The organism is Mammaliicoccus sp. I-M35 (genome assembly GCF_022386455.1).
In the GTDB taxonomy this organism is placed as follows: domain Bacteria; phylum Bacillota; class Bacilli; order Staphylococcales; family Staphylococcaceae; genus Mammaliicoccus; species Mammaliicoccus sciuri_A.
Map to the genome: position 1 here is coordinate 132,554 of NZ_JAJNIL010000003.1, position 25,485 is coordinate 158,038.

Sequence of the window (25,485 nt, forward strand, 5' to 3'; positions counted from 1 at the left end):
TTATGGAATTAACGGAAATTAGACAAACATTAAATAAAAATAATGAAAAATTAATGAATATCAGGGGGTCTCTTTGACTTAGAAAATAAAGAGACGAACATTCAAGAATACGAAGAAATGATGGTTGATCCATCATTCTGGGACGATCAGAATAAAGCGCAAGACATCATTAACAAAAACAATGCATTAAAGTCTGTAGTCGGTGATTTTCATACATTAAATCAACAGATTGAAGATTTACTTACGACTGTTGAATTGTTACAAGAAGAATATGATGAAGACATGCACGAAATGCTTGAGCAAGATTTAAAAGCGTTACAAACAGACATCGATCAATTTGAATTGAAACTACTACTTAATGGTGAACATGATGAAAATAACGCAATATTAGAATTGCATCCAGGCGCAGGTGGTACAGAATCTCAAGATTGGGGTTCAATGCTGCTTAGAATGTATCAACGTTTCGCAGAACAAAAAGGATTCAAAGTAGAAACGTTAGATTATCAAGCTGGAGATGAAGCGGGCATTAAAAGTGTCACAATTCTTATCAAAGGTCATAATGCATATGGATATTTAAAAGCTGAAAAAGGTGTCCACAGATTAGTGCGTATTTCTCCATTTGATTCATCAGGAAGACGTCATACATCATTTGTATCTTGTGATGTAACACCTGAATTTAATAATGAAAAAATAGAAATAGAAGTTAATTCTGAAGACATTTCAGTCGATACTTATAGAGCATCTGGTGCAGGTGGACAGCACGTCAACACGACTGATTCAGCTGTTCGTATCACACACCAACCAACTGGTATCGTTGTAACATGTCAAAATGAAAGATCACAAATTAAAAATAGAGAACAAGCTATGAAAATGTTAAAAGCGAAACTCTACCAAAAAGAACTTGAAGAACAAGCAGCAGCTCTAGATGAAATTAGAGGCGAACAAAAAGAAATTGGATGGGGTAGTCAAATACGTTCATACGTATTTCATCCATATGCTATGGTTAAAGATCATAGAACTAATGAAGAAACAGGTAATACAAATGCAGTTATGGATGGTGACTTAGACCCATTTATCGATGCATATTTAAGAAGCCAAATTAATGAAAAATAATTTAAAGCAAGCAGCTAGGATGATTTAAATATCCTAGCTGCTTTTATGATAATTTAAATTGTGAACTATTGAACAAAATGATGTCAGACGCTGGTTTACATGGTAAAATATAGTTGATAATAAAATGAATGGAGTGTTATACATGAAAATCAAAATGGGCATGATTTCTGTAATAGCATTATCATCGTTAGTATTTGCAGGATGTGGACAATCAAGCGATGATAGCAGCAAAGAAGAATACAGTTCACAAGGGGAAAAAATCTTTAAAAACAATTCTTGCGTAGGATGTCATGGTAAAGATTTAGATGGTGCATCTGGACCATCACTTAAAAAAGTCGGTGCCAAAATGTCTGAGTCAGATATTGAAAAAATTATCAACGAAGGTAAAGGTAATATGCCGAGTCAAGTTGTAGATGAGAAAGAAGCAAAAGAAGTTGCTAAATGGTTAGCTAAACAAAAATAATCATTTATATTCAATTTGCATATAAATTGGAAATTTTACCGTGAAAAACATATGTATTTTAATTGAATAATGATAAGTAATAAAGGTGTTGTTAATTATGTGTAAATAATTAACAACACCTTTTAAAATACTTTCATGTCAGTGTTCAGTAACATTTTTATCAGTAAAATTATAAAATGTTAACGGTTATATTACAGATTTGTAACAAAACAATATTGAGATAAAAAATGTGCTATATTATTTCCAGTATTAATTGAGGAACATCATATAAATAATAAATATAAACGTAAATACATACACTTCGGGAGGATATGTCATCATGAAGAAGACTTTCATTACATTAGCATCTGTTACAGCTTTAACAACTTTAGCAAGTTCATCTGCCTATGCAGCTGATATTAAAGTAAAAGAAGGACAATCATTAGACAATATCGCAAAAGAATATGGAACATCAGTGTCAGAAATTAAATCTTTAAACAACATTGATACCGATGTTACAGTTGGACAAACATTAAAAGTATTAGAAGATAACATCTATACAATTCAAGAAGGAGATACACTTAACAAAATAGCTAAGAAATTTGATGTTAAGGTTTCAGACTTAAAAGAATGGAACAATTTATCTTCTGATTTAATTATTGTTGGTGATGAATTAAAAGTTGCATCTGAAACATCAGAACCAACTGCAGAACCTACTAGTTTAACGGTTAACGCACCTGAATCTCCAGCTCAAGAAGATGCATTATTAAGATACGTATTCGAACAAACATCATACGGCAATGTGTACAACAGTGAAGATTCAGTCGCTTATGTTGCACCTACATTTAATGAAAATCAATCAACACAAAACACTGCACCTGTTTCATACAGCCGACCAAATTCAGGGGGCGGAAGCAATTTATATACTTCTGGACAATGTACGTACTATGCATTTAGTAAACGTCCAGATCTTGGCAATACTTGGGGTAATGCAAACAACTGGGCAAACGCAGCAGCTCAAGCAGGTTACACTGTAAACAATAGCCCAGCGGCAGGTTCAATTTTACAATCTACAGCAGGTGGATATGGACATGTAGCTTATGTTGATAAAGTAAATGCTGATGGTTCAATTCAAGTTTCTGAAATGAATTATCAAGGTGAAGGTATTGTTTCTTCACGTACAATTTCAGCATCAGCAGCTGGTTCATATAATTATATTCATTAGTTTTTATAGTAACTTAATAAATAAGCAAGTAGTTAATTCAGTTTAAGAATTTTAACTATTTGCTTTTTTTTATCATTATAGTTGATATAATAAACGTAAATGTTAGTGTAGAGGTTTGAAAACATGAAAAAAAGGTTAAAAATCATATTAGTTATACTTTTGTTATTGATTATTAGTATCAGTGTTTATAAAGTATTAGATATCAATAAGTTTCAAACGAACGAACAGTTTAAAGAGCAACAAGGGAAACAATCGTTTCAAAACAGTCATCCAGCTACAGGCATGAATGTAAATAATGAAACTGTAAATGTTTTTTCAACTGAAAAATCAAAACAATTAAAAGAGGTAACATCTAAAAATGATATTACAGTTATTAATTTATTTGCCTCTTGGTGTGACCCTTGTAAACGAGAAATGCCTGAACTTGTAAAATATGCAAAGCACGAAGATAAAGGTGTCGAATTAGTTGGTTTAAATGTTAAAGATAAACGAAAACCAGCTAAACAATTAATGGACGATGTAAATGTGAATTACGATGTTTACGTTGCGCAAGATGATTTTCTAGAAAAATATAAATCGTATAATATACCTACAACTTTATTTGTAGATAAAAATGGCGAAATCAAAAAAGTCTATTTAGGTGAATTATCTGAAAAGACACTAAACAACTTAGTTACACAAGTTAAGGAGGAAATTTAATGGGGGTACATCAATATTTTAAAAGTTTATCTGATTTAGAGAAATTAGTAAGATGTCCAGGTAAATTTAAGTATCAAGACCATAATGTTGCAGCACATTCCTTTAAAGTAACGAAAATAGCGCAATATTTAGCAACAGTAGAAGAACAAAATGGTCAAGAAATAGACTGGAAACTTGTATATGAAAAAGCTTTGAACCATGATTATCCTGAAATATTTACAGGTGACATTAAGACACCTGTGAAATATGCGTCTTATGAAATTAAAAAATTATTCTCTCAAGTTGAAGAAGAGATGATCGATAAATTTATAACAGAAGAATTTCCTGAGCAATATCAAGATATATATAGACATAGACTACAAGAGGGTAAAGATGATAGTATAGAAGGGCAAATATTAAGTGTTGCTGATAAAATTGATTTATTGTATGAATCTTTTGGTGAAATTCAAAAGAGAAATCCAGAACCTTTATTCTTCGAAATTTATGAAAGTTCATTGGAAACAATCATGCAATTTGATCATTTAGCATCTGTACAAGATTTTATTCAACATATTATACCTGATATGTTACAAGAAAAATTTATACCACGTTCAGAGTTAAGAGAGATAACAATGACGATACTTGAGAAACGTGAAACAAAAAGGAGTTAGTGAATTGAATGATTTGGCCGATTCTAGCTTTGTTTCTTCCTTGTTTAATGGTTATTATTTTCACGCAAATTGCTCAAAATAAATGGATTGGATTACTTGTATCCAGCATTATAATTGGTGTTTCTGTTTATAAAGGCTTTTTTAACAATGAGCTTATTATGTTGTTAGATGTACTGAGTTTAGTAGCAGGCTTTTATATAGTTGATACACTTAAAATAGATAAAATTGAATCAAGATAGATAAGAGGAATAATCATTTAGATTTTTCCTCTTATTTGTATGTAATTTTAAAATTAACGAACAAATGTTTGGTCATTTTTACAAATTTTTGATAAAATAAATATATATATTACAGAAAATGAGGAGGTTCCTATGCAACATTTTCCTTTTAAAATACATTCTGACTATTCACCTCAAGGGGATCAGCCAGAAGCAATTAAATCTCTTGTAAAAGGCATTAACGAAGGCAAGAGACATCAAACTTTATTAGGTGCGACAGGTACAGGTAAAACATTCACGATGAGTAATGTCATCAAAGAAGTCGGTAAACCTACATTGATTATTGCACATAATAAAACGTTGGCTGGACAGCTATATAGTGAGTTTAAAGAATTCTTTCCTGAGAATAGAGTAGAATACTTCGTAAGTTATTACGATTATTATCAACCTGAAGCATATGTACCTCAAACGGATACTTTTATTGAAAAAGATGCCTCTATAAATGATGAAATTGATAAACTTCGACATTCAGCTACTAGTGCATTGTTTGAACGAGATGATGTTATCGTTATTGCGAGTGTCAGCTGTATTTATGGTTTAGGTAATCCAGAAGAATATAAAGACTTAGTTGTAAGTACGCGTGTCGGTATGGAAATGGAACGTAATGAACTGTTAAGAAAGCTTGTCGATAACCAATATTCACGAAATGACATAGATTTTAGACGTGGTACATTTAGAGTTAGAGGAGATGTTGTAGAAATATTTCCTGCATCACGTGATGAACTATGTGTCAGAGTAGAGTTCTTTGGAGATGAAATCGATAGAATTAGAGAAGTGAATTACTTAACAGGTGAAGTTATTGCTGAAAGAGAACATTTTCTATTTTATCCCGCGTCTCACTTCGTAACACGTGAAGAAAAAATGAAAGTTGCGATTGAGCGTATTGAGAAAGAACTTGAAGAACGATTGGCTGAACTTCGAAAAGAAAATAAACTTCTAGAAGCTCAACGACTTGAACAAAGAACCAATTATGATTTAGAAATGATGAGAGAAATGGGCTTTTGTTCAGGTATTGAGAACTATTCTGTGCATTTAACGTTACGACCAAAAGGTTCTACACCATATACTTTATTAGATTACTTTGGTGATGATTGGTTAGTGATGATTGATGAATCTCACGTAACGCTTCCTCAAATTAGAGGTATGTATAATGGTGACCAAGCGAGAAAAAATGTCTTAGTAGAACACGGCTTTAGATTACCAAGTGCTTTAGACAATAGACCGCTTAAATTTGAAGAATTTGAAGAAAAAACGAAACAATTGGTTTATGTTTCAGCAACACCGGGACCATATGAAATTGAACATACTGATGAAATGGTTGAACAAATTATTCGTCCTACAGGTTTATTAGATCCAATTGTCGAAGTCAGACCAAGTGAAAATCAAATAGATGATTTAATGGCTGAAATTAATGAAAGAATAGAAAGAAATGAACGTGTATTAATTACAACATTAACTAAAAAAATGAGTGAAGATTTAACAACTTATTTAAAAGAAGCCGGCATTAAAGTGAATTACTTACATTCAGAAATAAAGACATTAGAAAGAATAGAAATTATTCGAGACTTAAGAATGGGTGTTTATGATGTATTAGTTGGGATTAACTTACTAAGAGAAGGTTTAGATATCCCAGAAGTTTCACTGGTTACAATTTTGGATGCAGATAAAGAAGGCTTCTTAAGATCAGAGCGTTCGTTGATTCAAACGATTGGTCGAGCTGCGCGTAATGATAAAGGTAAAGTGATTATGTATGCTGATAAAATTACAGATTCTATGAGAACAGCATTAGATGAAACAAGTAGAAGACGTGCTACTCAAGAAGCGTACAATGAAGAACACAATATTACACCACAAACAATTAACAAGAAAATACGTGATGTCATATCAGCAACAGTAGAAACGGATGAAGTAACTGAAAAAGATACTAAAAAAGCGCCTAAGAAACTTACGAAAAAAGAAAGAGAAAAGACAATCGAGCGCATAGAAAAAGAAATGAAAGATGCTGCGAAAGATTTAGACTTCGAGCGTGCATCTGAACTAAGAGATATATTATTTGAACTAAAAGCAGAAAGGTGACTGAGATGAAAAACAAATCCATCATCGTAAAAGGTGCAAGAGCACATAATTTAAAAGATATAGATATAGAAATACCTAAAGACCAACTTGTTGTTATGACTGGATTATCTGGTTCAGGAAAGTCGTCTTTAGCATTTGATACGATTTATGCAGAAGGTCAAAGAAGATATGTAGAATCATTAAGTGCCTATGCGAGACAATTTTTAGGACAAATGGATAAACCAGATGTAGATTTAATTGATGGTCTTTCTCCAGCGATATCAATTGATCAAAAGACAACAAGTAAAAACCCAAGATCAACTGTTGCTACCGTAACTGAAATATATGATTATTTAAGACTATTATATGCGAGAGTTGGTAGACCAATATGTCCTAACCATGGTATTGAAATTAAATCACAAACGGTTCAACAAATGGTCGATCAAGTTATGGAGTTAGAAGAAAGAACAAAAATACAAATTCTTTCACCAATCGTTTCAGGACGTAAAGGTACACATAAGAAATTGATTGAAGACATTGCTAAAAAAGGCTATGCAAGGTTAAAAGTAGATGGCGATATTTTAGATGTAGATGATGTTCCAGATTTAAACAAAAATCAAAATCATTCTATTGATGTCGTGATTGATAGACTTGTCATTAAACCAGGTATTGAAGCAAGATTAGCTGATTCATTACAAACAGCGCTAGAATTAGCTGACGGTAATGCAGTTGCTGATATTATTGATGGTGATGAAATTAAATTTTCTGAACACCATGCTTGTCCGATTTGTGGTTTCTCAGTAGACCAATTAGAACCTAGAATGTTCTCATTTAACAATCCGTTTGGTGCTTGTCCATCTTGTGATGGCTTAGGAAGTAAATTAACTGTAGATGTTGATTTAGTCGTGCCAGATAAGACATTAAGTTTAAATGAAGGCGCCATTTTGCCATGGCAACCAATCAGTTCTAATTATTATCCAACTTTATTAAAACAAGCTTGTGAACATTTTAATATCGATATGGATAAACCATTTAATAAATTAACGAAAAAAGAAAAGAACATCGTCTTAAGAGGTCATGATGATGAAATAGAATTTAAATTTAATCAAGATTATGGCGTTAAAACAGAAAGAAAAAGAACAATGGCTTTTGAAGGTGTGCTAAATAATATTGAACGTCGATACCATGATTCACCATCTGAATACGTTAGAGAAGTAATGCAAAAATACATGGTCGAAAAAACTTGCGAAACTTGTGATGGTTATCGTTTAAATGAAAAAGTACTTTCTGTCAAAATTGATGGCCAACATATCGGTGAAGTAGTTAGATATTCAATTTATAATGCAATCAAACATTTTGATAATTTAGATTTAGATGAAACAGAACGTAAAATTGCGAAGCTCATCTTAAAAGAAATTCATGAAAGATTATCTTTCTTAAATAATGTAGGTTTAGAATATTTAACACTTAATCGAGCGTCAGGTACTTTATCTGGTGGGGAAGCACAACGTATTAGATTGGCAACTCAAATCGGTTCTAGATTATCTGGTGTGTTATATGTGCTTGATGAGCCTTCTATCGGTTTACATCAAAGAGACAATGATCGCTTAATTGATACATTGAAATCAATGCGAGATATGGGTAATACATTAATTGTCGTTGAACATGATGAAGATACGATGAAAGCTGCCGATTATTTAATTGACATAGGTCCAAAAGCAGGTGTCCATGGTGGTGAAGTAGTTGCAAGTGGAACACCTGAAGAAGTGATGGCAAATGAACAATCTTTAACAGGTAAATACTTAAGCGGTAAAGAGAAAGTCTTTGTACCATCTAAACGAAGAAAAGTTACAAAACGTAAAATATCTGTTAAAGGCGCGACAAGTAATAACTTGAAAAATGTCGATGTAGACTTCCCATTATCAGTTATGACATGTGTAACAGGTGTTTCAGGTTCTGGTAAAAGTTCATTAGTTAATGAAGTATTGTACAAAGGTTTACAAAAGCAATTGTATAATACGAAAACAAAACCAGGTGAACATAAATCTATAAAAGGTGTAAATGAAATTGAAAAAATTATAGATATTGACCAATCACCAATTGGTAGAACACCACGTTCAAACCCTGCAACTTATACAGGTGTATTTGATGACATTAGAGATGTATTTAGCCAAACGAATGAGGCAAAAGTGAGAGGTTATCAAAAAGGTAGATTTAGTTTTAATGTTAAAGGTGGCCGTTGTGAAGCTTGTAAAGGTGACGGCATCATTAAAATTGAAATGCATTTCTTACCAGATGTATACGTACCATGTGAAGTTTGTGATGGAAAACGTTATAATAGAGAAACATTAGAAGTAACTTATAAAGGAAAAAGTATTTCTGATGTATTAGAAATGACAGTAGAAGATGCTTATCACTTTTTCGAAAGTTTACCTAAGATAAATAGAAAATTAAAAACAATAGTAGACGTTGGTTTAGGATATGTTAAACTAGGTCAACCCGCAACAACTTTATCAGGCGGTGAAGCACAACGTGTGAAACTTGCTTCTGAACTTCATAGACGATCTAATGGTAAGTCATTATATATACTTGATGAACCAACAACAGGTTTACACGTAGATGATATTAAACGTTTATTAAGTGTGTTAAATAGACTCGTTGAAAATGGCGACTCTGTCATCATTATTGAACATAATTTAGATGTCATTAAAACAGCAGACTATATTATAGATTTAGGTCCAGAAGGTGGAGATGGTGGCGGTGAAATTATAGCTACTGGAACACCAGAAGACATTGTAGAAGTTGAAGCATCTTACACTGGTAAATACTTAAAACCAATTTTAGAACGAGATCGATCATAAACCAGGAGGGGTTATTTATGAACGAAGTACAATTAAAAATTTTAGACCTTATTGAAGGTGGGAAAATTACTGTTGATGAAGCGGTAAAATTACTTGATGCAACATCTCATAATCAAAAATCATCATCACCATTTGATAAGAAATCTAAAGAAAATGTTGAAAATTTATTTGAAGACTTATTAGATAAATTTAAGACAACTGCCAAATCAGGGAAAACTGAATTTGAAAAGAAGTTTAAGGATAATGAAGGAACAGGTCAAGATCCTATTCAACAATTAGATGAATCTTTAAGAAATATCATTAGAAATTTCAATAAAAATAACGACCAAAATAAAGATATTTAAATTTATTCCCTAGAAACGATAAAACGTTTCTAGGGTTTTTATATTTGCAGAAACTGTTGTAATATTGATAATGATTGCAGTTAAGGTTAAAGTTCATTAGAATTAATATATATTAACCTAGAGGTGAACCCTATGATATCAAGTAGTAAATTAATAGAGCAATTTAATTTGGAAGTTATTGCCGGGAAAAATGGCTTACATCGTAAAATAACAGAAACGGATATATCACGTCCTGGTCTAGAAATGGCTGGGTATTTTTCGCATTATTCATCAGATAGAATTCAAGTATTAGGCACAACTGAGTTGTCGTTTTATAATTTGTTGCCTGATGAAGAGAAAAAAGGTAGAATGGCTAAATTATGTAGACCTGAAACACCAGCTATTATTATCACACGAGGTCTAGATGCACCAGAAGAACTCGTTCAAAGTTGTAATGAAAATAATACACCACTTTTAAAAAGTGAGTCTTCAACGACTAAATTGATGGGACAAGTAACCGGATATTTAGAGCGTGAACTAGCACCTGAAACATCATTGCATGGCGTACTCGTCGATGTTTATGGCGTAGGTGTATTAATTACAGGTGATAGTGGTGTCGGTAAAAGTGAAACGGCATTAGAACTTGTTAAACGTGGTCACAGACTTGTTGCCGATGATAATGTTGAAATTAAAGAAATTAATAAAAACGAATTAATCGGTAAAGCACCGAAAATCATTGAACATTTACTTGAAATACGAGGTCTTGGTATTATCAACGTTATGACTTTATTTGGTGCGGGATCTATCTTGATGGAGAAAAGAATCAAGTTAAACATCAATTTAGAAACATGGAACAAAGAAAAAATATATGACAGAGTTGGATTGAATGAAGAAACTTTAAAAATCTTAGACTCAAAAATAACTAAAAAGACGATTCCTGTTAGACCGGGTAGAAACTTAGCAGTTATTATTGAAGTTGCTGCGATGAACTATCGATTAAACAACATGGGAATTAATACTGCTGAAGAGTTTAATAATCGTCTTAATGCAGAAATTTTGAAAAATGCACGTAAGGAGAATGAATAATGGAAGTGTTAGGCATTGATCCCGTAGCGATACAATTAGGACCGCTAGCAATACGATGGTATGGTATTATCATTGCTTCCGGTATATTAATTGGATATCTAATCGCACAAAGAACTGCTAAAAAAGTTGGAATAAAAGAAGAATCTCTTATAGATTTAATTATATGGTGTGTCGTAATGGCAATTATCTGTGCACGTATTTATTACGTAGCGTTTGAATGGGATTATTACAGTCAACATTTAGCAGAAATACCACTTATTATGAATGGTGGTATAGCTATTCATGGTGGATTGATTGGTGCCTTTTTAACAGGGTTCATCATTTGTCGTAAAAAGAATTTGTCATTCTTCCAAATGGTTGATATTGTCGCGCCAAGCATCATTTTGGCACAAGCAATTGGTAGATGGGGTAACTTTATGAATCAAGAAGCGCACGGTGGACCTGTTTCACGTAGTTTTCTTGAGAATTTACATATACCTGAATTTATTATTAACCATATGCAAATAGACGGTATTTATTATCAACCAACATTTTTATATGAATCAATTTGGAATATAATTGGTTTTGTTATTTTATTACTCATTAGACCAAACTTGAAAATTGGTGAGACATTCTTTGCTTATTTAATTTATTATTCAATTGGTAGATTCTATATAGAAGGTTTAAGAACGGATAGCTTGATGCTTACTGAACATTTAAGAATTGCTCAAGTTATATCGATTGTGATTATTGTCGTTTCTATTATTTGTATTATTTATAGAAGAGTACGTTATAATCCGAAAAAATTTAGAGATGTTAAAGGTTATTATCATAACTAATGTGAAAGAAGTGTTTATGTGAGAGCATTAAAGACTAAAAAAGTAGATGGTGCGAATCCATTATGGAAAATGTATGAAACAGTACGTTTTATAAAAGTGTTTAAAAATGTTATTATCATTGAAATTAGTAGATATTTACCGAGTGTTAAATGGAAACATTTTCTATACAGAAAAGGGCTTAAGATGAAAGTTGGGCAAAAGACAGCTTTCGCATATAAAGCAACGCCTGATATTATGTATCCTGAACTTATCACTATCGGTAAAAACTGTGTAATAGGATATAATGCAACCATTCTATGTCATGAATATTTAGTCGAAGAATATAGAATTGGCCGTGTAAACATTGGAGATAATGTCTTAGTTGGTGCAAATGCCACTATACTTGCAGGCGTGAGTATAGGTGATAATGCTGTTATAGCAAGTGGTACAATCGTGACGAAAGATGTACCTAATGATATGATGGCATATGGCAATCCTATGGAACTTAAAAAAAGGCGGTGAGTCAGTCGTTGGGAGAAAATTCAAATGTCATACACGTAAAGTTTGATAAAGACTTCTATTATCATAAAGCAATGGAAAAAATGAGAGAACAAGATTTCGGATATGCCGAGTCTTTATTTAAAAAAGCGCTTGAACTATCACCTAATGATTTTGTGATTATACCGCCTTATGCTGAATGTCTTGTAGAGCTAAATAAAAATACTCAAGCTGAAGAAATGATGTTCGATCAAATTGTGAAAGAAAATTTTGTGACAGATTATTATTTTTATTTAAGTCAAATGTATATAAAGACGAATGAACCTAATAAAGCATTTTTATTTGGGTTGAGATATGTAACAGAAGAGGACGACCAAGATTATTTTGAAGAAATGATTCAAATGTTTGAAGTAAAGTATAATGATCAAACAATTGTGGAAGAAGAAGCGGAAAGATTTGTGATTCAACATATTTTTCAATACTTATTTTCACATGGCAGGTTACAAGAAGCGAATGAATATATTGATAGACAACGTGCTAAATTACAAGAAGATAAACATATTATGAATTTAAAAGCGATGTCTATGTTATACAATAGTCAATATGACGAAGCGGAGATATTGTTACAAACGATATTGGAAGATAATCCTTCTGATATTTACGCTTTATGTCATATGACGTTATTGCTATACAACACGCAACAGCTAGAACGTTATGAGCAATATCTGAATCAATTAAGTAAATTACATCCTATTAATGATGAAGAATCTTTTAAATTGGGTGTTGTTCTAAGCTATTTAGGAAAGCATAAACCTTCTAATCAATTATTAGTGCCTCTTCTAAAAAAAGCACAAGCTGCTACGCCACAATTACACCACGCCTTAAGTTACAACTTCTATCATTTAGGATATTTAGATGAAGCGAAAAGACATTGGCAAAGATTTGAAGATAGTGTACAATATCATAGTCAATTGCCACCTTGGAAAATTGATGAACTCAAAGATATGTTAGACCGTCATGTGTTACCTTTATTAAAAGACGAAGACTATCGATATAGATTATATGGCATCTTTTTATTAGGGCATATGAAACATAGAGAACTCGTTATGTCTCATGAAATATGGGAAGTTCTTGAAAGTTTACCAGACTATGAAAGGTTATATATAACGTATACTTTTCAAGATTTACATTTAAACAAGTTAGGCTTTATTGATAAAGGTATGAAGCTTATCGAACAATCCACATATCAAAAATATGGTAAAGAGATTTTTGTATCATGGATTGAACATGCAGAAATGCTCATTGCAGATAATGAATCGATTGAACAAGTTGAACATTATGTTGCAGCATCAATTTATATTTATTTAAAGATGTTAAATAAAAAAATAACTAAAAAAGAGATTAAAGATACATTTCATATTACGACGTATCGCTTGAATAAAGCGATCAATGCTATTTTGAGCATATAGTTATGAATAGTAATGATTATGATGTACAATTCTACTGAATTAATAAGAGGAGGCAGTTTATAAATGACTACACAAGTAGATTATGATGTAATTATAGTTGGGGCAGGACCAGCAGGAATGACTGCTGCAGTGTATGCTTCAAGAGCAAATTTATCAACTGTAATGATAGAACGAGGTATGCCAGGTGGACAAATGGCAAACACTGAAGATGTAGAGAACTTCCCTGGCTTTGATTTAATAACAGGTCCAGACTTATCAACTAAAATGTTTACACATGCACAAAAATTTGGTGCTAAATATGAATATGGTGACATTAAAGAAATAGAAGATAAAGGTTCTTATAAAGTTGTAAATATGGGTGACAAAACATTAACAGCTCGTGCAATTATCATTGCAACTGGTGCAGAGTACAAAAAAATTGGTGTACCAGGTGAACAAGAATTAGGTGGACGTGGTGTAAGTTACTGTGCAGTATGTGACGGTGCATTCTTTAAAGGGAAAAACTTATACGTAATCGGTGGCGGAGATTCAGCTGTCGAAGAAGGTATTTTCTTAACTAAATTTGCAGACAAAGTTACAATTGTTCACAGAAGAGACGAATTAAGAGCTCAAAAAATTATTCAAGACCGTGCATTTAAAAATGAAAAAATTGATTTCATTTGGAACACAACATTAAAAACAATTAATGAAAAAGATGGTAAAGTAGGGTCAGTAACATTAGTTTCAACTGAAGACGGATCAGAGTCAGAACACCAAGCTGATGGTGTATTCATCTATATCGGTATGAAACCATTAACTAAACCATTTGAATCATTAGGCATTTTAAATGAAAATGGCTATATCGAAACAAATGATGAAATGGAAACTAAAGTACCAGGTGTATATGCAGCAGGCGATGTTCGTGAAAAAACATTACGTCAAATCGTTACAGCAACAGGTGACGGCAGTATCGCAGCACAAAATGCACAAGCATATATCGAATCATTAGAAGACGAAGAACAATTAATATAATTTGAGTAGTGAAGAGGCGAGGACACATGTCCCGCCTCTTTTTTTATGTGGATGGTAGGTGCGGAATGTGATTATCGGTAGGTCCGGATGTGGAAAATATGGACCGATACGGAAAATTACCGGTCCAGAAATGTGGAATATGGACCGATACGGAAAATTACCGGTCCAGAAATGTGGAATATGGACCGATAAAAATAATTACCGGTCCAGAAACGGAAAATATGGACCGATAAATAAAATTACCGGTCCAGAAACGGAAAATATGGACCGATAAATAAAATTACCGGTCCAGAAATAGAGAATATGGACCGATAAAAAAATTTACCGACCCGAAAACAGGATTTTCAGTCCGATAAAAATAAATATCGACCCAAAAACGAAACATCAATATAATCGATGCTATTTCATAAGTGATTATTACCTTAATATTACGGGAAAGATACACTAGTATTGGCCATTTATTTAATGTTTTTTGTGGTGTAATCATGTAAGATAAAAGTATATATGATCGTTAAAGGAGAACTGTTATGCAACCTATCGACAAAACTAATGTAAAAAATGAACTTCTCGTGGTTACAGGAATGTCCGGTGCGGGTAAATCAGTCGCGCTACAAGCTTTAGAAGATTTAGGATATTTTTGTGTTGATAATCTACCGCCTATATTATTGCAAAAATTTGTTGATTTAATGGATCAGGGTAATCCTTCTTTATCAAAAGTTGCAATTGGTATCGATTTAAGAGGTAAGGATTTCTTTGGAAATTTAAGAGATGAATTAGATTATATACAAAGTGAGAAAAAAGTAGTAGTAGATATTTTGTTTTTAGAAGCGAGCGATAAAAAATTAATTTCTAGATATAAAGAAACAAGAAGAACACATCCTTTAAGTGAGGAAGGTAGTTTATTATCTGCAATTGAAAGAGAAAGATCTTTATTAAGTGATATTAAAGGTATCAGTAACTTTGTGATTGATACGACTGAAAAGAAACCTAAAGAATTGAAACAAGAACTTGTAGAAGCATTTGAAGAAGATCCTTCTACAACATTTCAAGTAAGAGTGATGAGCTTTGGATTCAAACATGGTATGCCTATTGATGCAGATATAGTTTTTGATGTACGATTTTTGCCAAATCCATATTATGTTGAAGAGTTAAGACCTATGACTGGTCTCGACGATGAAGTTTATCAATATGTGATGAAATGGAAAGAGACGAATACATTTTATAAAAAGTTTAGTGATCTGTTAATGTTTATGTTGCCAGGTTATAAGAAAGAAGGGAAATCCCAATTGACGATTGCAATCGGTTGTACGGGTGGTCAACATAGATCTGTAGCACTTGCGAAACGTTTAGGGGAAGATATTAAAGAGAACTTTGACTATGTTGTGTATACATCACATCGCGATGCACATATTGAAAGTAAGCCAAGAACATGAAAAGATTAAAAGTCGTCTTAATTGGCGGAGGAACCGGTCTTTCTGTATTAGCAAGAGGGTTAAAGGAATATCCAATAGATATTACCGCCATTGTAACTGTAGCAGATGATGGTGGTAGTACTGGTAAAATTCGTGATGTGATGGATATACCTGCTCCTGGCGATATCAGAAATGTATTAGCGGCACTTAGTGACACTGAACCAATGCTTGAAAAGTTATTCCAATATCGTTTTGAAGAAGAAGAACTTGGCAGTCATTCAATCGGAAATTTATTGTTAGCAGCAATGACAAATATTACGGATGATTTTGGACATGCTGTAAAAGAATTAAGTAAGCTATTGAATATTAAAGGACAAGTCATTCCATCAACAACGAGAAGTGTTGTGCTGAATGCAGTTATGTCAGATGGTGAAATCATTGTCGGAGAATCTAAAATTCCTAAGACAGATAAGAAAATTGAAAAAGTATTTTTAACCCCTCAAGATATTGAACCGATGAAAGAAGCAATAGATGCAATTGAAGAAGCGGATTTAATTGTAATGGGACCAGGTTCTTTATATACAAGTATAATGCCTAATTTAATTTTGAATAAAGTTAAAGATGCAATAGTTAATACTGAAGCGGAAAGATTATATGTATGTAACCTTATGACTCAAAAAGGTGAAACAACAGGTTATTCAGTAAGTGATCATGTTAAAGCTATTCATGACCATGTAGGCGCATCATTTATTGACTTTGTAATATGTCAAAATAAGCGTTTCGATAAAGATATCTTATTAAGATATGAACAAGAAGAAGCTAAACAAGTTGAATTTGATGGTGAGAAATTGAAAGAAATGGGTGTACAATGTATTCATGATAATGAATTAGTAAGTATCACACCTCATCAATACATTAGACATAACAATAAAGTGTTGGCACAACTCATTTACGAAATAGCCTTAAGAGAAATCAGTACAATTCAATATAAGAAAGATAAATAATTGTATACTCAAGAGAAAACAGACAAACGAAAATAATGATTTTTAATGAAGCAAATGAGACACTCATTCATGTCCAATTTGCTTCATTTTTTTATGGAAATCGAGTAATATAAATGTAAGGGTTTTCAATTCGGGGTGATGGGTCATGAAAAGTGTTCAAATATTAATGGTGATATTAGGTTGTATATTTTTACTCATAGGTTTAATCGCAAATCAGCAGATAGGTATTTCATTTTTAATCATTGGTTTGGCGATGATTTTATTTGGAGTTATTAAAGAACCTTCAAGTAAAACATAAAAAGTTCAAGTTTAAAAACTTGATACGCCCGGCTATTCCATGTAATATGAAATAGATGCAAAACGTATGATATGTCTTTTGGCATATCATTATTTTTATGTGCGTATAAACTAAGAAAGGATGATCTGCTGTGAGCTTTGCTTCAGAAATGAAAAATGAATTAACAAGAATTGAAGTAGATGATTGTTGCGCCAAGGCAGAACTTTCAGCTTTGATTAGGATGAACGGTAATTTAAGCATATCTAATCAGCAATTTGTTATAAATGTACAAACTGAAAATGCAGCGATAGCACGTCGAATATTTTCATTAATAAAAAAATGCTTCGGTGTTGAAGTTGAATTATTAGTGAGAAAGAAAATGAAACTTAAGAAAAATAATATATATATTAGTCGAATAAAAGTAAAAGCTAAAGAAATATTAGATGAGCTTGGTATTTTACAAGATGGCATGTTTAAACATGAAATAGATAAAGATATTTTACAAAAAGATTGTTGTAAAAGAAGTTATTTAAGAGGTGCATTTCTAGCAGGGGGTTCTGTTAATAACCCAGAGACTTCTTCTTATCATCTTGAAATCTTTTCATTATACGAAGAACATTCAGCAGATTTAACCGCACTCATGAATCAATATGATTTAAATGCTAAATTATTAGAGCGCAAAAAAGGGTTTATCAGTTATTTGAAAGAAGCTGAAAAGATTTCCGATTTCTTAAGTTTGATAGGTGGCTATCAAGCACTCTTGAAGTTTGAAGATGTAAGAATTATTCGGGATATGAGAAATTCAGTTAACCGATTAGTCAATTGTGAGACGGCTAACTTAAACAAAACAGTGAGTGCCGCCATGAAACAAGTTGAGAGCATTCAGCTCATCGATAAAGAAATTGGTATTGATAACTTGCCAGATCGTTTAAGAGAAGTTGCAAGACTTAGAATAGATAATCAAGATGTTTCAATTAAAGAATTAGGTGAAATGGTAAGCACAGGTAAAATTTCTAAATCAGGTATTAATCATAGATTACGTAAATTAAATGAAATGGCTGAAAAAATTAGAAACGGCGAGACAATTCAACAATAAAAAAAGCACCTGGGACAATTCATGTCTCAGGTGCTTCTTTATTAATATATTTATTTAATATCTTCTGGATGCATAACATCATCGATTAAACCATATTCTTTAGCTTCTTCAGCTGTTAAGAAGTTATCACGATCAGTGTCTTTTTCAATTTTTTCAATTGGTTGTCCAGTTCTTTCAGATAAAATTTTATTTAATTTCTCACGTGTACGTAAAATATGACGAGCTGCAATTTCAATTTCAGTAGCTTGTCCTTGTGCACCGCCAAGTGGTTGGTGAATCATAACTTCACTATTTGGTAATGCATAACGTTTACCTTTAGCACCAGCTGCTAGTAGGAATGAACCCATAGATGCTGCCATACCGATACAAATAGTTTGAACATCAGGTTTGATGTGTTGGATTGTATCGTAAATCGCAAATCCTGCTGTTACACTACCGCCTGGAGAGTTGATATATAAGTAAATATCTTTCTCAGAATCTTGAGCTTGTAAGAATAGTAATTGTGAAACGATTGAGTTAGCTACATTGTCATCGATAGCTGACCCTAACATAATAATGCGGTCTTTCAATAAACGTGAATAAATATCATAAGCGCGTTCTCCGCGGTTTGTTGTTTCAATAACTGTTGGTATTAAATTCATCAGTTAATCCTCCTTTGAATATCTTAATGACCATATCATACACTACAAAGTCAAACATGGTCAAAAAATATGACCTACTGATGAATATTATAACTTAAATAGCTGATTTATACACTGGGAATTTGTGATATGAGTTGTCAATGTTAGCATAAATGATATAATAGTTTCCGTAATCAACGAGCTGTGTGCAGTGAATTTGTGTGACTTCTATATTAAAATAGTCACATCTTTTTCTGATGAAATACTCTCTTTGAGTTGTATTCATTTTGCTTCACTCCTTAATAGTTGATAATTCTATTATATCGACAATATATTAAGTAGATATAAAGTGTTTATTAAGACTTATCTCTCCGTAGTGTAACGGATAACACGCAAGATTCCGGTTCTTGAAATGGGCGTTCGATTCGTCTCGGGGAGGCTTACTTTGTAAAGGATGATTTGGATGACAATTAAATTTTATGTTGGAACAAATTGTGGTTTATGTGAAGATGCTAAGATTCAAATTGAATTTTTTAAAGAATCGTACGATCATGAAATAAAAATAGATACTATTAATATTGAAGAAGATGATACATTACTTGAAAAATATATGTTAAGAATTCCAGTTGTTGAATATGATGGACAAGTTCTACAAGAAGGAAATATTGATTTCATCACATTGACAGAGGCATATAATCAATTGAAATAATAGGAAACGCTTTTAACTTGCATTCTATATATAAGGGGTGTATTATAAAACTGTAAACAGATATTATTTTTTTGACCCGCATGGGACGAAAAACGTCTAACCCAGGTTAGATATTGCCCATCTGTTAATCTTTGAGGAGGCGACTTGTTTATGGAAGATTTACTAAAAGTACAACATAGACTAGTTCCTGATTTGATTGACAAGATGTATCGACGCTTTAATATTTTATCGACAATCGAGAAGAAGCAGCCTATAGGTCGAAGAACGTTGAGTGATGTTATGAATGTCACTGAACGGGTATTGAGAACTGAGATAGAAATTTTAAAACAACAAGATTTAATCAGCGTTCGGTCAACTGGTATGAAATTGACTGAAACAGGCGAGCAAACGCTTGATTCTTTATCACATTATTTAACACTTTATTCTAGTTTTAATCATATTGAAGAAGAAATTTTTAATCGATATGGTGTGAAAGCTCATATAGTGAGAGGTAATTCGGATTTAGATGAGATGGTTAAAGCAGAAATGGGTAATGTTACTGCTGAATTACTAGAACAGTCATTATACGATCATGCTTCAGTATCAGTAACTGGTGGTTCAACAATGGCAAGAGTGAGTGAGTCATTACATCCATTAGATAAAGACATTTTGTTCACGCCAGCGCGTGGTGGTTTGGGTGAAAACGTTGTGTTTCAAGCGAATACAATTTGCGCAAGCATGGCAAATCGTACAGGTGGGTCATATAAAGTCTTGTATGTTCCAGACCAAGTGAGTGAAAGTTCATACGAAACTTTGCTGAAAGAACCTGCAGTTATTGAGGTGCTAGATGCAATACGTCGTTCAGATTTTATTATTCACGGTATTGGTGATGCGCTGAAGATGGCGGAAAGAAGGAAGACTTCTGAAGCAGTATTAAGCCAATTGAAACATCATCATGCTGTCGGAGAAGCTTTTGGTTATTATTTCAATGACAAAGGTGAGGTCGTGCATCGTGTTAAGACAATCGGTTTGCAACTAGAAGACTTAACAACAAAGACAAACATTTTTGCAGTAGCAGGTGGGACATCTAAAGCAGAAGCGATAAAAGCTTATCTTGAGATTGCGCCAAAGAATACAATTCTTATCACCGACGAAGGTGCTGCAAAAGCAATAATCAATTTGGAATAAAAGGTTATTTAACCTTTTTGAATAAAAAATAAAAAGGAGGCCATCATAATGGCAACTAAAGTAGCAATTAATGGTTTTGGTAGAATAGGTCGTTTAGCATTTAGAAGATTACAAGAAGTTGAAAATATCGAAGTAGTAGCAATCAACGATTTAACAGATGACGCAATGTTAGCTCATTTATTAAAATATGATTCAACACAAGGTCGTTTCAAAGACGAAGTAGAAGTTATCGAAGGCGGATTCCGCGTAAACGGTAGAGAAATCAAAACTTTTGAAAATCCTAACCCTAAAGAATTACCATGGGGCGATTTAGATATCGATGTAGTACTAGAATGTACTGGTTTCTTCGCTGACAAAGACAAAGCTTCAGCTCACATCGAAGCAGGTGCTAAAAAAGTATTAATTTCAGCTCCAGCATCAGGTGACTTAAAAACTATCGTTTATAACGTTAACCATGACGAATTAGACGGATCTGAAGAAATCGTTTCAGGTGCATCTTGTACAACTAACTGTTTAGCTCCAATGGCTAAAGTATTAAATGATGAATTCGGTATCGTTGAAGGTTTAATGATGACAATTCACGCTTACACTGGTGACCAAAATACTTTAGATGCTCCACATGCTAAAGGTGACTTCCGTCGTGCTCGTGCAGCTGCTCAAAACATCGTACCTAACTCAACTGGTGCTGCTAAAGCAATCGGTTTAGTAATTCCAGAATTAAAAGGTAAATTAGATGGATCAGCTCAACGTGTTCCAGTAGCAACTGGTTCAGTAACAGAATTAACAGCTGTATTAGACAAAGAAGTTTCAGTTGAAGAAATCAATGCAGCAATGAAAAATGCTACAAATGATTCATTCGGTTACACTGAAGACGAAATCGTATCTTCTGATATCATTGGTATCACTTACGGTTCATTATTCGATGCAACTCAAACTCGTGTTATGACAGTTGGAGATCGTCAATTAGTTAAAACTGTATCTTGGTATGACAATGAAATGTCTTACACTTCACAATTAGTTCGTACTTTAGAATATTTAGCAGCTCAAGCTAACAAATAATTTAAATAATTGAACTAAATAGGTTATGCTTATGAGTAAGCGGGGAGCACAACGCTTCTCCGCTTATTTTTAATCGTAAAGTATTTTCTATTATCTAGAGGAGGAAGACAAGTCATGGCAAAGAAGAATGTTAAAGACGTAGAATTAAAAGGTAAAAAAGTACTTGTAAGAGCAGATTTTAATGTACCAATGAAAGATGGTGCAATTACAAACGATAACAGAATCGTTCAAGCGCTTCCTACAATAAAATACATTATCGAACAAGGCGGTAAAGTTATTTTATTCTCACATTTAGGTAAAGTGAAAACTGAAGAAGATAAACAAGGATTGTCACTTAAACCAGTAGCAGAACGCTTAAGTGAATTATTAAATAAAGAAGTAACATTCGTACCAGAAACTCGTGGTGAAGCGTTAGAAAGCGCAATCGACAGATTATCTGAAGGCGATGTATTAGTATTTGAAAATACACGTTTTGAAGATGTTGATGGTAAAAAAGAATCTAAAAATGATCCTGAATTAGGTAAATACTGGGCTTCATTAGGTGATGTATTTATCAATGATGCATTCGGTACAGCTCACCGTGAACATGCGTCTAACGTAGGTATTGCATCTAATATTGAAACAGCATCAGGTTTCTTAATGGATAAAGAAATTAAATTTATCGGCGGCGTTGTAAGTGAACCTGAACGTCCTTTAGTAGCAATTTTAGGTGGCGCGAAAGTGTCTGATAAAATTGGTGTTATCGAAAACTTATTAACAATTGCTGATAAAGTTATCATCGGTGGAGGAATGGCATATACATTCTTCAAAGCACAAGGTAAAGAAATCGGCTTATCTCTTCTTGAAGAAGACAAAGTAGATTTTGCTAAAGATTTACTTGAACGTGCTGGCGATAAAATTATTTTACCGGTTGATTGTAAAGTAGCTAAAGAATTTTCAAATGACGCTGAAATTACAGTTGTTTCTGCTGATGAAATTCCTACTGATCAAGAAGCAATGGATATCGGTCCTAAATCAGTTGAAGTATTTAGTGAAGCTCTACAAGGTTCAAATACAGTTGTTTGGAATGGTCCAATGGGCGTATTCGAATTTAGTAACTTTGCACAAGGTACAATTGGCGTATGTAAAGCAATCGCTAATTTAAAAGATGCTACAACAATTATCGGTGGTGGAGATTCAGCTGCAGCAGCGATGGACTTAGGATTTGCTGATGATTTCACACACATTTCTACAGGTGGCGGAGCTTCTCTAGAATATCTAGAAGGTAAAGCATTACCAGGTATCGAAGCAATTTCTGAAAAATAATCATAAAAGGAGTTTATATATCATGAGAAAACCAATTATCGCAGGTAACTGGAAAATGAATAAAACAGTTCAAGAAGCAAAAGACTTTGTTAATGAACTTCCAGCATTACCAGATACTAATGAGGTAGATTCAGTAATTTGTGCACCAACTTTACAATTAGATGCACTTGTTAACTTAACTAAAGAAGGCGTAGCACAAGGCTTACAAATTGGTGCGCAAAATGCATACTTTGAAGATAATGGTGCTTTCACTGGTGAAACATCTCCAGCAGCACTTGAAGATTTAGGTGTTAAGTATGTCGTTTTAGGACATTCTGAACGTCGTGAATACTTCCACGAAACTGACGAAGATGTTAATAAAAAAGCATTAGCTGTATTTTCTCATAATATGACACCAATTATTTGTGTTGGTGAAACATTAGAAGAAAGAGAAGCAGGTAAAGCTGAATCAGTAGTAGGTGGTCAAGTTGAAGCAGCACTTAAAGGTTTCACAGAAGATCAAGTTAAAGCGACAGTAATCGCTTATGAACCTATCTGGGCAATTGGTACTGGTAAATCTTCAACTTCTGAAGATGCTAACCAAATGTGTGCACACGTACGTAACGTTGTTGCAGGTGCTTTCTCTCAAGAAGCTGCTGATGCTTTACGTGTACAATACGGTGGTAGTGTTAAACCAGAAAACATTAAAGAATATATGGCTCAATCAGATATCGATGGCGCATTAGTTGGCGGCGCTTCATTAAAAGTTGATTCATTCGTAGCATTATTAGAAGGTGCTAAATAATGGCTAAACAACCAACAGCACTTATCATTCTTGATGGTTTTGCTAATCGTGAAGAAGAGCATGGTAATGCGGTAAAACAAGCCAACAAACCAAATTTTGATAGATATTACAACAAATATCCACATAACGAATTATCAGCATGTGGTTTAGATGTAGGTCTACCAGAAGGTCAAATGGGTAACTCTGAAGTAGGTCACTTAAACATTGGTGCAGGAAGAATTGTTTATCAAAGTTTAACTAGAATCAATAAATCAATTGAAGATGGCGATTTCTTTGAAATTGACGCACTTAAACAAGCAATGGATCACGTTGTAAAAAATGATTCAACGCTACATTTAATGGGACTTTTATCAGATGGTGGTGTTCACAGTCACTACAAACATCTATTTGCACTATTAGAATTGGCCAAAAAACAAGGTGTTAAAAAAGTTTATGTTCACGGATTCTTAGACGGACGTGACGTTGATCAAAAATCAGCACTTAAATATATTGAAGAAACTGAAAATAAATTTAAAGAGCTAGGTATAGGTCAATTTGCTTCTATTTCTGGTCGTTATTACGCTATGGATAGAGATAAACGTTGGGATCGTGAAGAAAAAGCTTACGATGCAATGTCTAATGGCGTTGGACATGTATATGCAACTGCAGTTGAAGGTGTAGAAGCTAATTATCAAGAAGGTCTAACAGATGAATTTGTTGTTCCATTTATCGTTAAAGACGAAGAAAAAGGTGTAGAAAACACTGGCGTAAATAGCCATGACGCTATGGTATTCTTTAACTTCCGTCCAGATAGAGCGGCACAACTTAGCCAAGTATATACAAATGAAAAATTTGAAGGTTTTGAAATTAAACGTAAACTAGATGATTTATTCTTTGTTACTTTTACAAACTATAGTGATGATGTTATTGCCGAAGTTGCTTTTAAACCAGTTGATATCAAAAATACAATCGGTGAAGTAGCTGAGAAAAATAATTTAAATCAATTAAGAATTGCTGAAACAGAAAAATTCCCTCATGTTACTTATTTCATGAGCGGTGGTAATCATGCAGAGTTTAAAGGTGAAAGAAGAGTATTAATCGATTCACCAAAAGTTGCAACATACGACTTGAAACCTGAAATGAGTGCATATGAAGTAAAAGATGCTTTAATCAGTGAGTTAGATAAAGGTGATTTAGATTTAATTATCTTAAACTTTGCGAACCCTGATATGGTTGGTCATAGTGGTATGCTTGAACCAACAATTAAAGCAATTGAAGCAGTAGATGAATGTTTAGGTGAAGTTGTTGATAAAATTTTATCAATGAATGGTACAGCTATCATTACAGCAGACCATGGTAACTCTGATGAAGTGTTAACAGATGACGAATCACCTATGACAACTCATACAACAAACCCTGTTCCTGTTATTGTGACAAAAGAAGGGGTAGAAGTAAGAAGTGGAGGTCGCTTAGCAGACTTAGCACCAACACTTATAGACTTACTTGGAGTAGAAAAACCAGAAGATATGACTGGTGAATCATTAATTAAATAATAAATTATAAATT

At 33.1% G+C, this 25,485-nt stretch carries 26 protein-coding genes; 24 read left to right on the forward strand and 2 right to left on the reverse strand.

The annotated features are described in order from the left end of the window. Positions 1–2 precede the first annotated feature (2 nt). From prfB to whiA, 18 genes are all read left to right on the forward strand, one after another. Positions 3–1,113, forward strand: a protein-coding gene (prfB, locus tag LQ679_RS04895; RefSeq protein ID WP_126476659.1) for a peptide chain release factor 2 whose coding sequence is annotated in 2 segments (ribosomal slippage) — positions 3–74 and positions 76–1,113 — 1,110 coding nt in all. Because the reading frame shifts where the segments join, the coding sequence is not laid out codon by codon here. A 142-nt stretch (positions 1,114–1,255) separates the two neighbouring features. Continuing rightward, entirely contained in the window at positions 1,256–1,576 is a 321-nt protein-coding gene (cccB, locus tag LQ679_RS04900) for a cytochrome c551 (RefSeq protein ID WP_025904526.1), read from the forward strand. A 319-nt stretch (positions 1,577–1,895) separates the two neighbouring features. After that, positions 1,896–2,780, forward strand: coding sequence for a CHAP domain-containing protein (locus tag LQ679_RS04905; protein WP_204188844.1), 885 nt, complete (start codon positions 1,896–1,898; stop codon positions 2,778–2,780). A gap of 123 nt (positions 2,781–2,903) precedes the next feature. Continuing rightward, on the forward strand, positions 2,904–3,479 hold the full coding sequence (locus LQ679_RS04910; RefSeq protein WP_037588750.1) for a TlpA family protein disulfide reductase: 576 nt from the start codon (positions 2,904–2,906) through the stop codon (positions 3,477–3,479). Beyond that, positions 3,479–4,129, forward strand: coding sequence for an HD domain-containing protein (locus LQ679_RS04915; protein WP_025904529.1), 651 nt, complete (start codon positions 3,479–3,481; stop codon positions 4,127–4,129). The genes LQ679_RS04910 and LQ679_RS04915 overlap by 1 nt, the downstream gene beginning before the upstream one ends. Before the next feature lie 8 nt (positions 4,130–4,137). Beyond that, a complete protein-coding gene (locus LQ679_RS04920) occupies positions 4,138–4,368 on the forward strand; it encodes a DUF2198 family protein (protein WP_025904530.1) in 231 nt (76 codons plus the stop codon). Positions 4,369–4,500: 132 nt separating this feature from the next. Continuing rightward, complete coding sequence (gene uvrB, locus LQ679_RS04925; protein ID WP_037588751.1) at positions 4,501–6,483, forward strand: excinuclease ABC subunit UvrB; 1,983 nt, start codon at positions 4,501–4,503, stop codon at positions 6,481–6,483. 5 nt (positions 6,484–6,488) lie between these two features. Beyond that, a complete protein-coding gene (gene uvrA, locus LQ679_RS04930; RefSeq protein ID WP_037588752.1) occupies positions 6,489–9,323 on the forward strand; it encodes an excinuclease ABC subunit UvrA in 2,835 nt (944 codons plus the stop codon). Between the two features lie 17 nt (positions 9,324–9,340). Beyond that, a complete protein-coding gene (locus tag LQ679_RS04935) occupies positions 9,341–9,667 on the forward strand; it encodes an SHOCT-like domain-containing protein (protein WP_126476656.1) in 327 nt (108 codons plus the stop codon). Between the two features lie 132 nt (positions 9,668–9,799). Next, a complete protein-coding gene (gene hprK, locus LQ679_RS04940; protein WP_025904534.1) occupies positions 9,800–10,732 on the forward strand; it encodes an HPr(Ser) kinase/phosphatase in 933 nt (310 codons plus the stop codon). Continuing rightward, positions 10,732–11,550: a prolipoprotein diacylglyceryl transferase gene (gene lgt / locus LQ679_RS04945; protein ID WP_037588753.1), complete on the forward strand. Its 819-nt coding sequence runs from the start codon at positions 10,732–10,734 to the stop codon at positions 11,548–11,550. The genes hprK and lgt overlap by 1 nt, the downstream gene beginning before the upstream one ends. 18 nt (positions 11,551–11,568) lie before the next feature. Continuing rightward, positions 11,569–12,051 carry a DapH/DapD/GlmU-related protein gene (locus tag LQ679_RS04950; RefSeq protein WP_204188843.1) on the forward strand — a complete coding sequence of 161 codons (483 nt, stop codon included), beginning with the start codon at positions 11,569–11,571 and terminating at the stop codon, positions 12,049–12,051. An 8-nt stretch (positions 12,052–12,059) separates the two neighbouring features. Further along, a complete protein-coding gene (locus LQ679_RS04955; RefSeq protein ID WP_204188842.1) occupies positions 12,060–13,496 on the forward strand; it encodes a hypothetical protein in 1,437 nt (478 codons plus the stop codon). Positions 13,497–13,559: 63 nt separating this feature from the next. Continuing rightward, the gene (trxB, locus tag LQ679_RS04960; RefSeq protein ID WP_025904538.1) at positions 13,560–14,507 is read left to right on the forward strand and encodes a thioredoxin-disulfide reductase; all 948 of its coding nucleotides are present in this window, start codon (positions 13,560–13,562) and stop codon (positions 14,505–14,507) included. 527 nt (positions 14,508–15,034) lie between these two features. Further along, positions 15,035–15,940, forward strand: a complete 906-nt coding sequence (gene rapZ, locus LQ679_RS04965; protein WP_037588755.1) for an RNase adapter RapZ — start codon at positions 15,035–15,037, stop codon at positions 15,938–15,940. Next, positions 15,937–16,923 (forward strand): gluconeogenesis factor YvcK family protein, encoded by a 987-nt coding sequence (locus tag LQ679_RS04970; RefSeq protein ID WP_191836336.1) that lies wholly within the window; start codon positions 15,937–15,939, stop codon positions 16,921–16,923. Before rapZ ends, LQ679_RS04970 begins: the two co-directional genes overlap by 4 nt. Before the next feature lie 145 nt (positions 16,924–17,068). Continuing rightward, positions 17,069–17,221 (forward strand): hypothetical protein, encoded by a 153-nt coding sequence (locus LQ679_RS04975; RefSeq protein ID WP_185805774.1) that lies wholly within the window; start codon positions 17,069–17,071, stop codon positions 17,219–17,221. A 130-nt stretch (positions 17,222–17,351) separates the two neighbouring features. Further along, positions 17,352–18,296, forward strand: a complete 945-nt coding sequence (gene whiA, locus LQ679_RS04980) for a DNA-binding protein WhiA (protein ID WP_025904541.1) — start codon at positions 17,352–17,354, stop codon at positions 18,294–18,296. A gap of 50 nt (positions 18,297–18,346) precedes the next feature. Here the strand turns inward: whiA and clpP are convergent, their stop codons facing one another. Continuing rightward, on the reverse strand, positions 18,347–18,937 hold the full coding sequence (gene clpP / locus LQ679_RS04985) for an ATP-dependent Clp endopeptidase proteolytic subunit ClpP (protein ID WP_025904542.1): 591 nt from the start codon (positions 18,935–18,937) through the stop codon (positions 18,347–18,349). Positions 18,938–19,031: 94 nt separating this feature from the next. Continuing rightward, positions 19,032–19,202 carry a hypothetical protein gene (locus LQ679_RS04990; RefSeq protein ID WP_159315299.1) on the reverse strand — a complete coding sequence of 57 codons (171 nt, stop codon included), beginning with the start codon at positions 19,200–19,202 and terminating at the stop codon, positions 19,032–19,034. A 177-nt stretch (positions 19,203–19,379) separates the two neighbouring features. On the opposite strand from LQ679_RS04990, the gene LQ679_RS04995 reads away from it, so the two are divergent. From LQ679_RS04995 to gpmI, 6 genes are all read left to right on the forward strand, one after another. Beyond that, positions 19,380–19,625 carry a glutaredoxin family protein gene (locus LQ679_RS04995; RefSeq protein WP_107565252.1) on the forward strand — a complete coding sequence of 82 codons (246 nt, stop codon included), beginning with the start codon at positions 19,380–19,382 and terminating at the stop codon, positions 19,623–19,625. A gap of 150 nt (positions 19,626–19,775) precedes the next feature. Next, on the forward strand, positions 19,776–20,792 hold the full coding sequence (locus tag LQ679_RS05000) for a sugar-binding transcriptional regulator (protein ID WP_048539903.1): 1,017 nt from the start codon (positions 19,776–19,778) through the stop codon (positions 20,790–20,792). Positions 20,793–20,840: 48 nt separating this feature from the next. Next, on the forward strand, positions 20,841–21,851 hold the full coding sequence (gene gap, locus LQ679_RS05005; RefSeq protein WP_025904545.1) for a type I glyceraldehyde-3-phosphate dehydrogenase: 1,011 nt from the start codon (positions 20,841–20,843) through the stop codon (positions 21,849–21,851). A 114-nt stretch (positions 21,852–21,965) separates the two neighbouring features. After that, positions 21,966–23,156 carry a phosphoglycerate kinase gene (locus LQ679_RS05010; RefSeq protein ID WP_239762210.1) on the forward strand — a complete coding sequence of 397 codons (1,191 nt, stop codon included), beginning with the start codon at positions 21,966–21,968 and terminating at the stop codon, positions 23,154–23,156. A 22-nt stretch (positions 23,157–23,178) separates the two neighbouring features. Continuing rightward, positions 23,179–23,940 (forward strand): triose-phosphate isomerase, encoded by a 762-nt coding sequence (gene tpiA, locus LQ679_RS05015; RefSeq protein ID WP_025904547.1) that lies wholly within the window; start codon positions 23,179–23,181, stop codon positions 23,938–23,940. Beyond that, complete coding sequence (gene gpmI / locus LQ679_RS05020) at positions 23,940–25,472, forward strand: 2,3-bisphosphoglycerate-independent phosphoglycerate mutase (RefSeq protein WP_239762211.1); 1,533 nt, start codon at positions 23,940–23,942, stop codon at positions 25,470–25,472. The genes tpiA and gpmI overlap by 1 nt, the downstream gene beginning before the upstream one ends. The last annotated feature ends 13 nt before the right edge of the window (positions 25,473–25,485 follow it).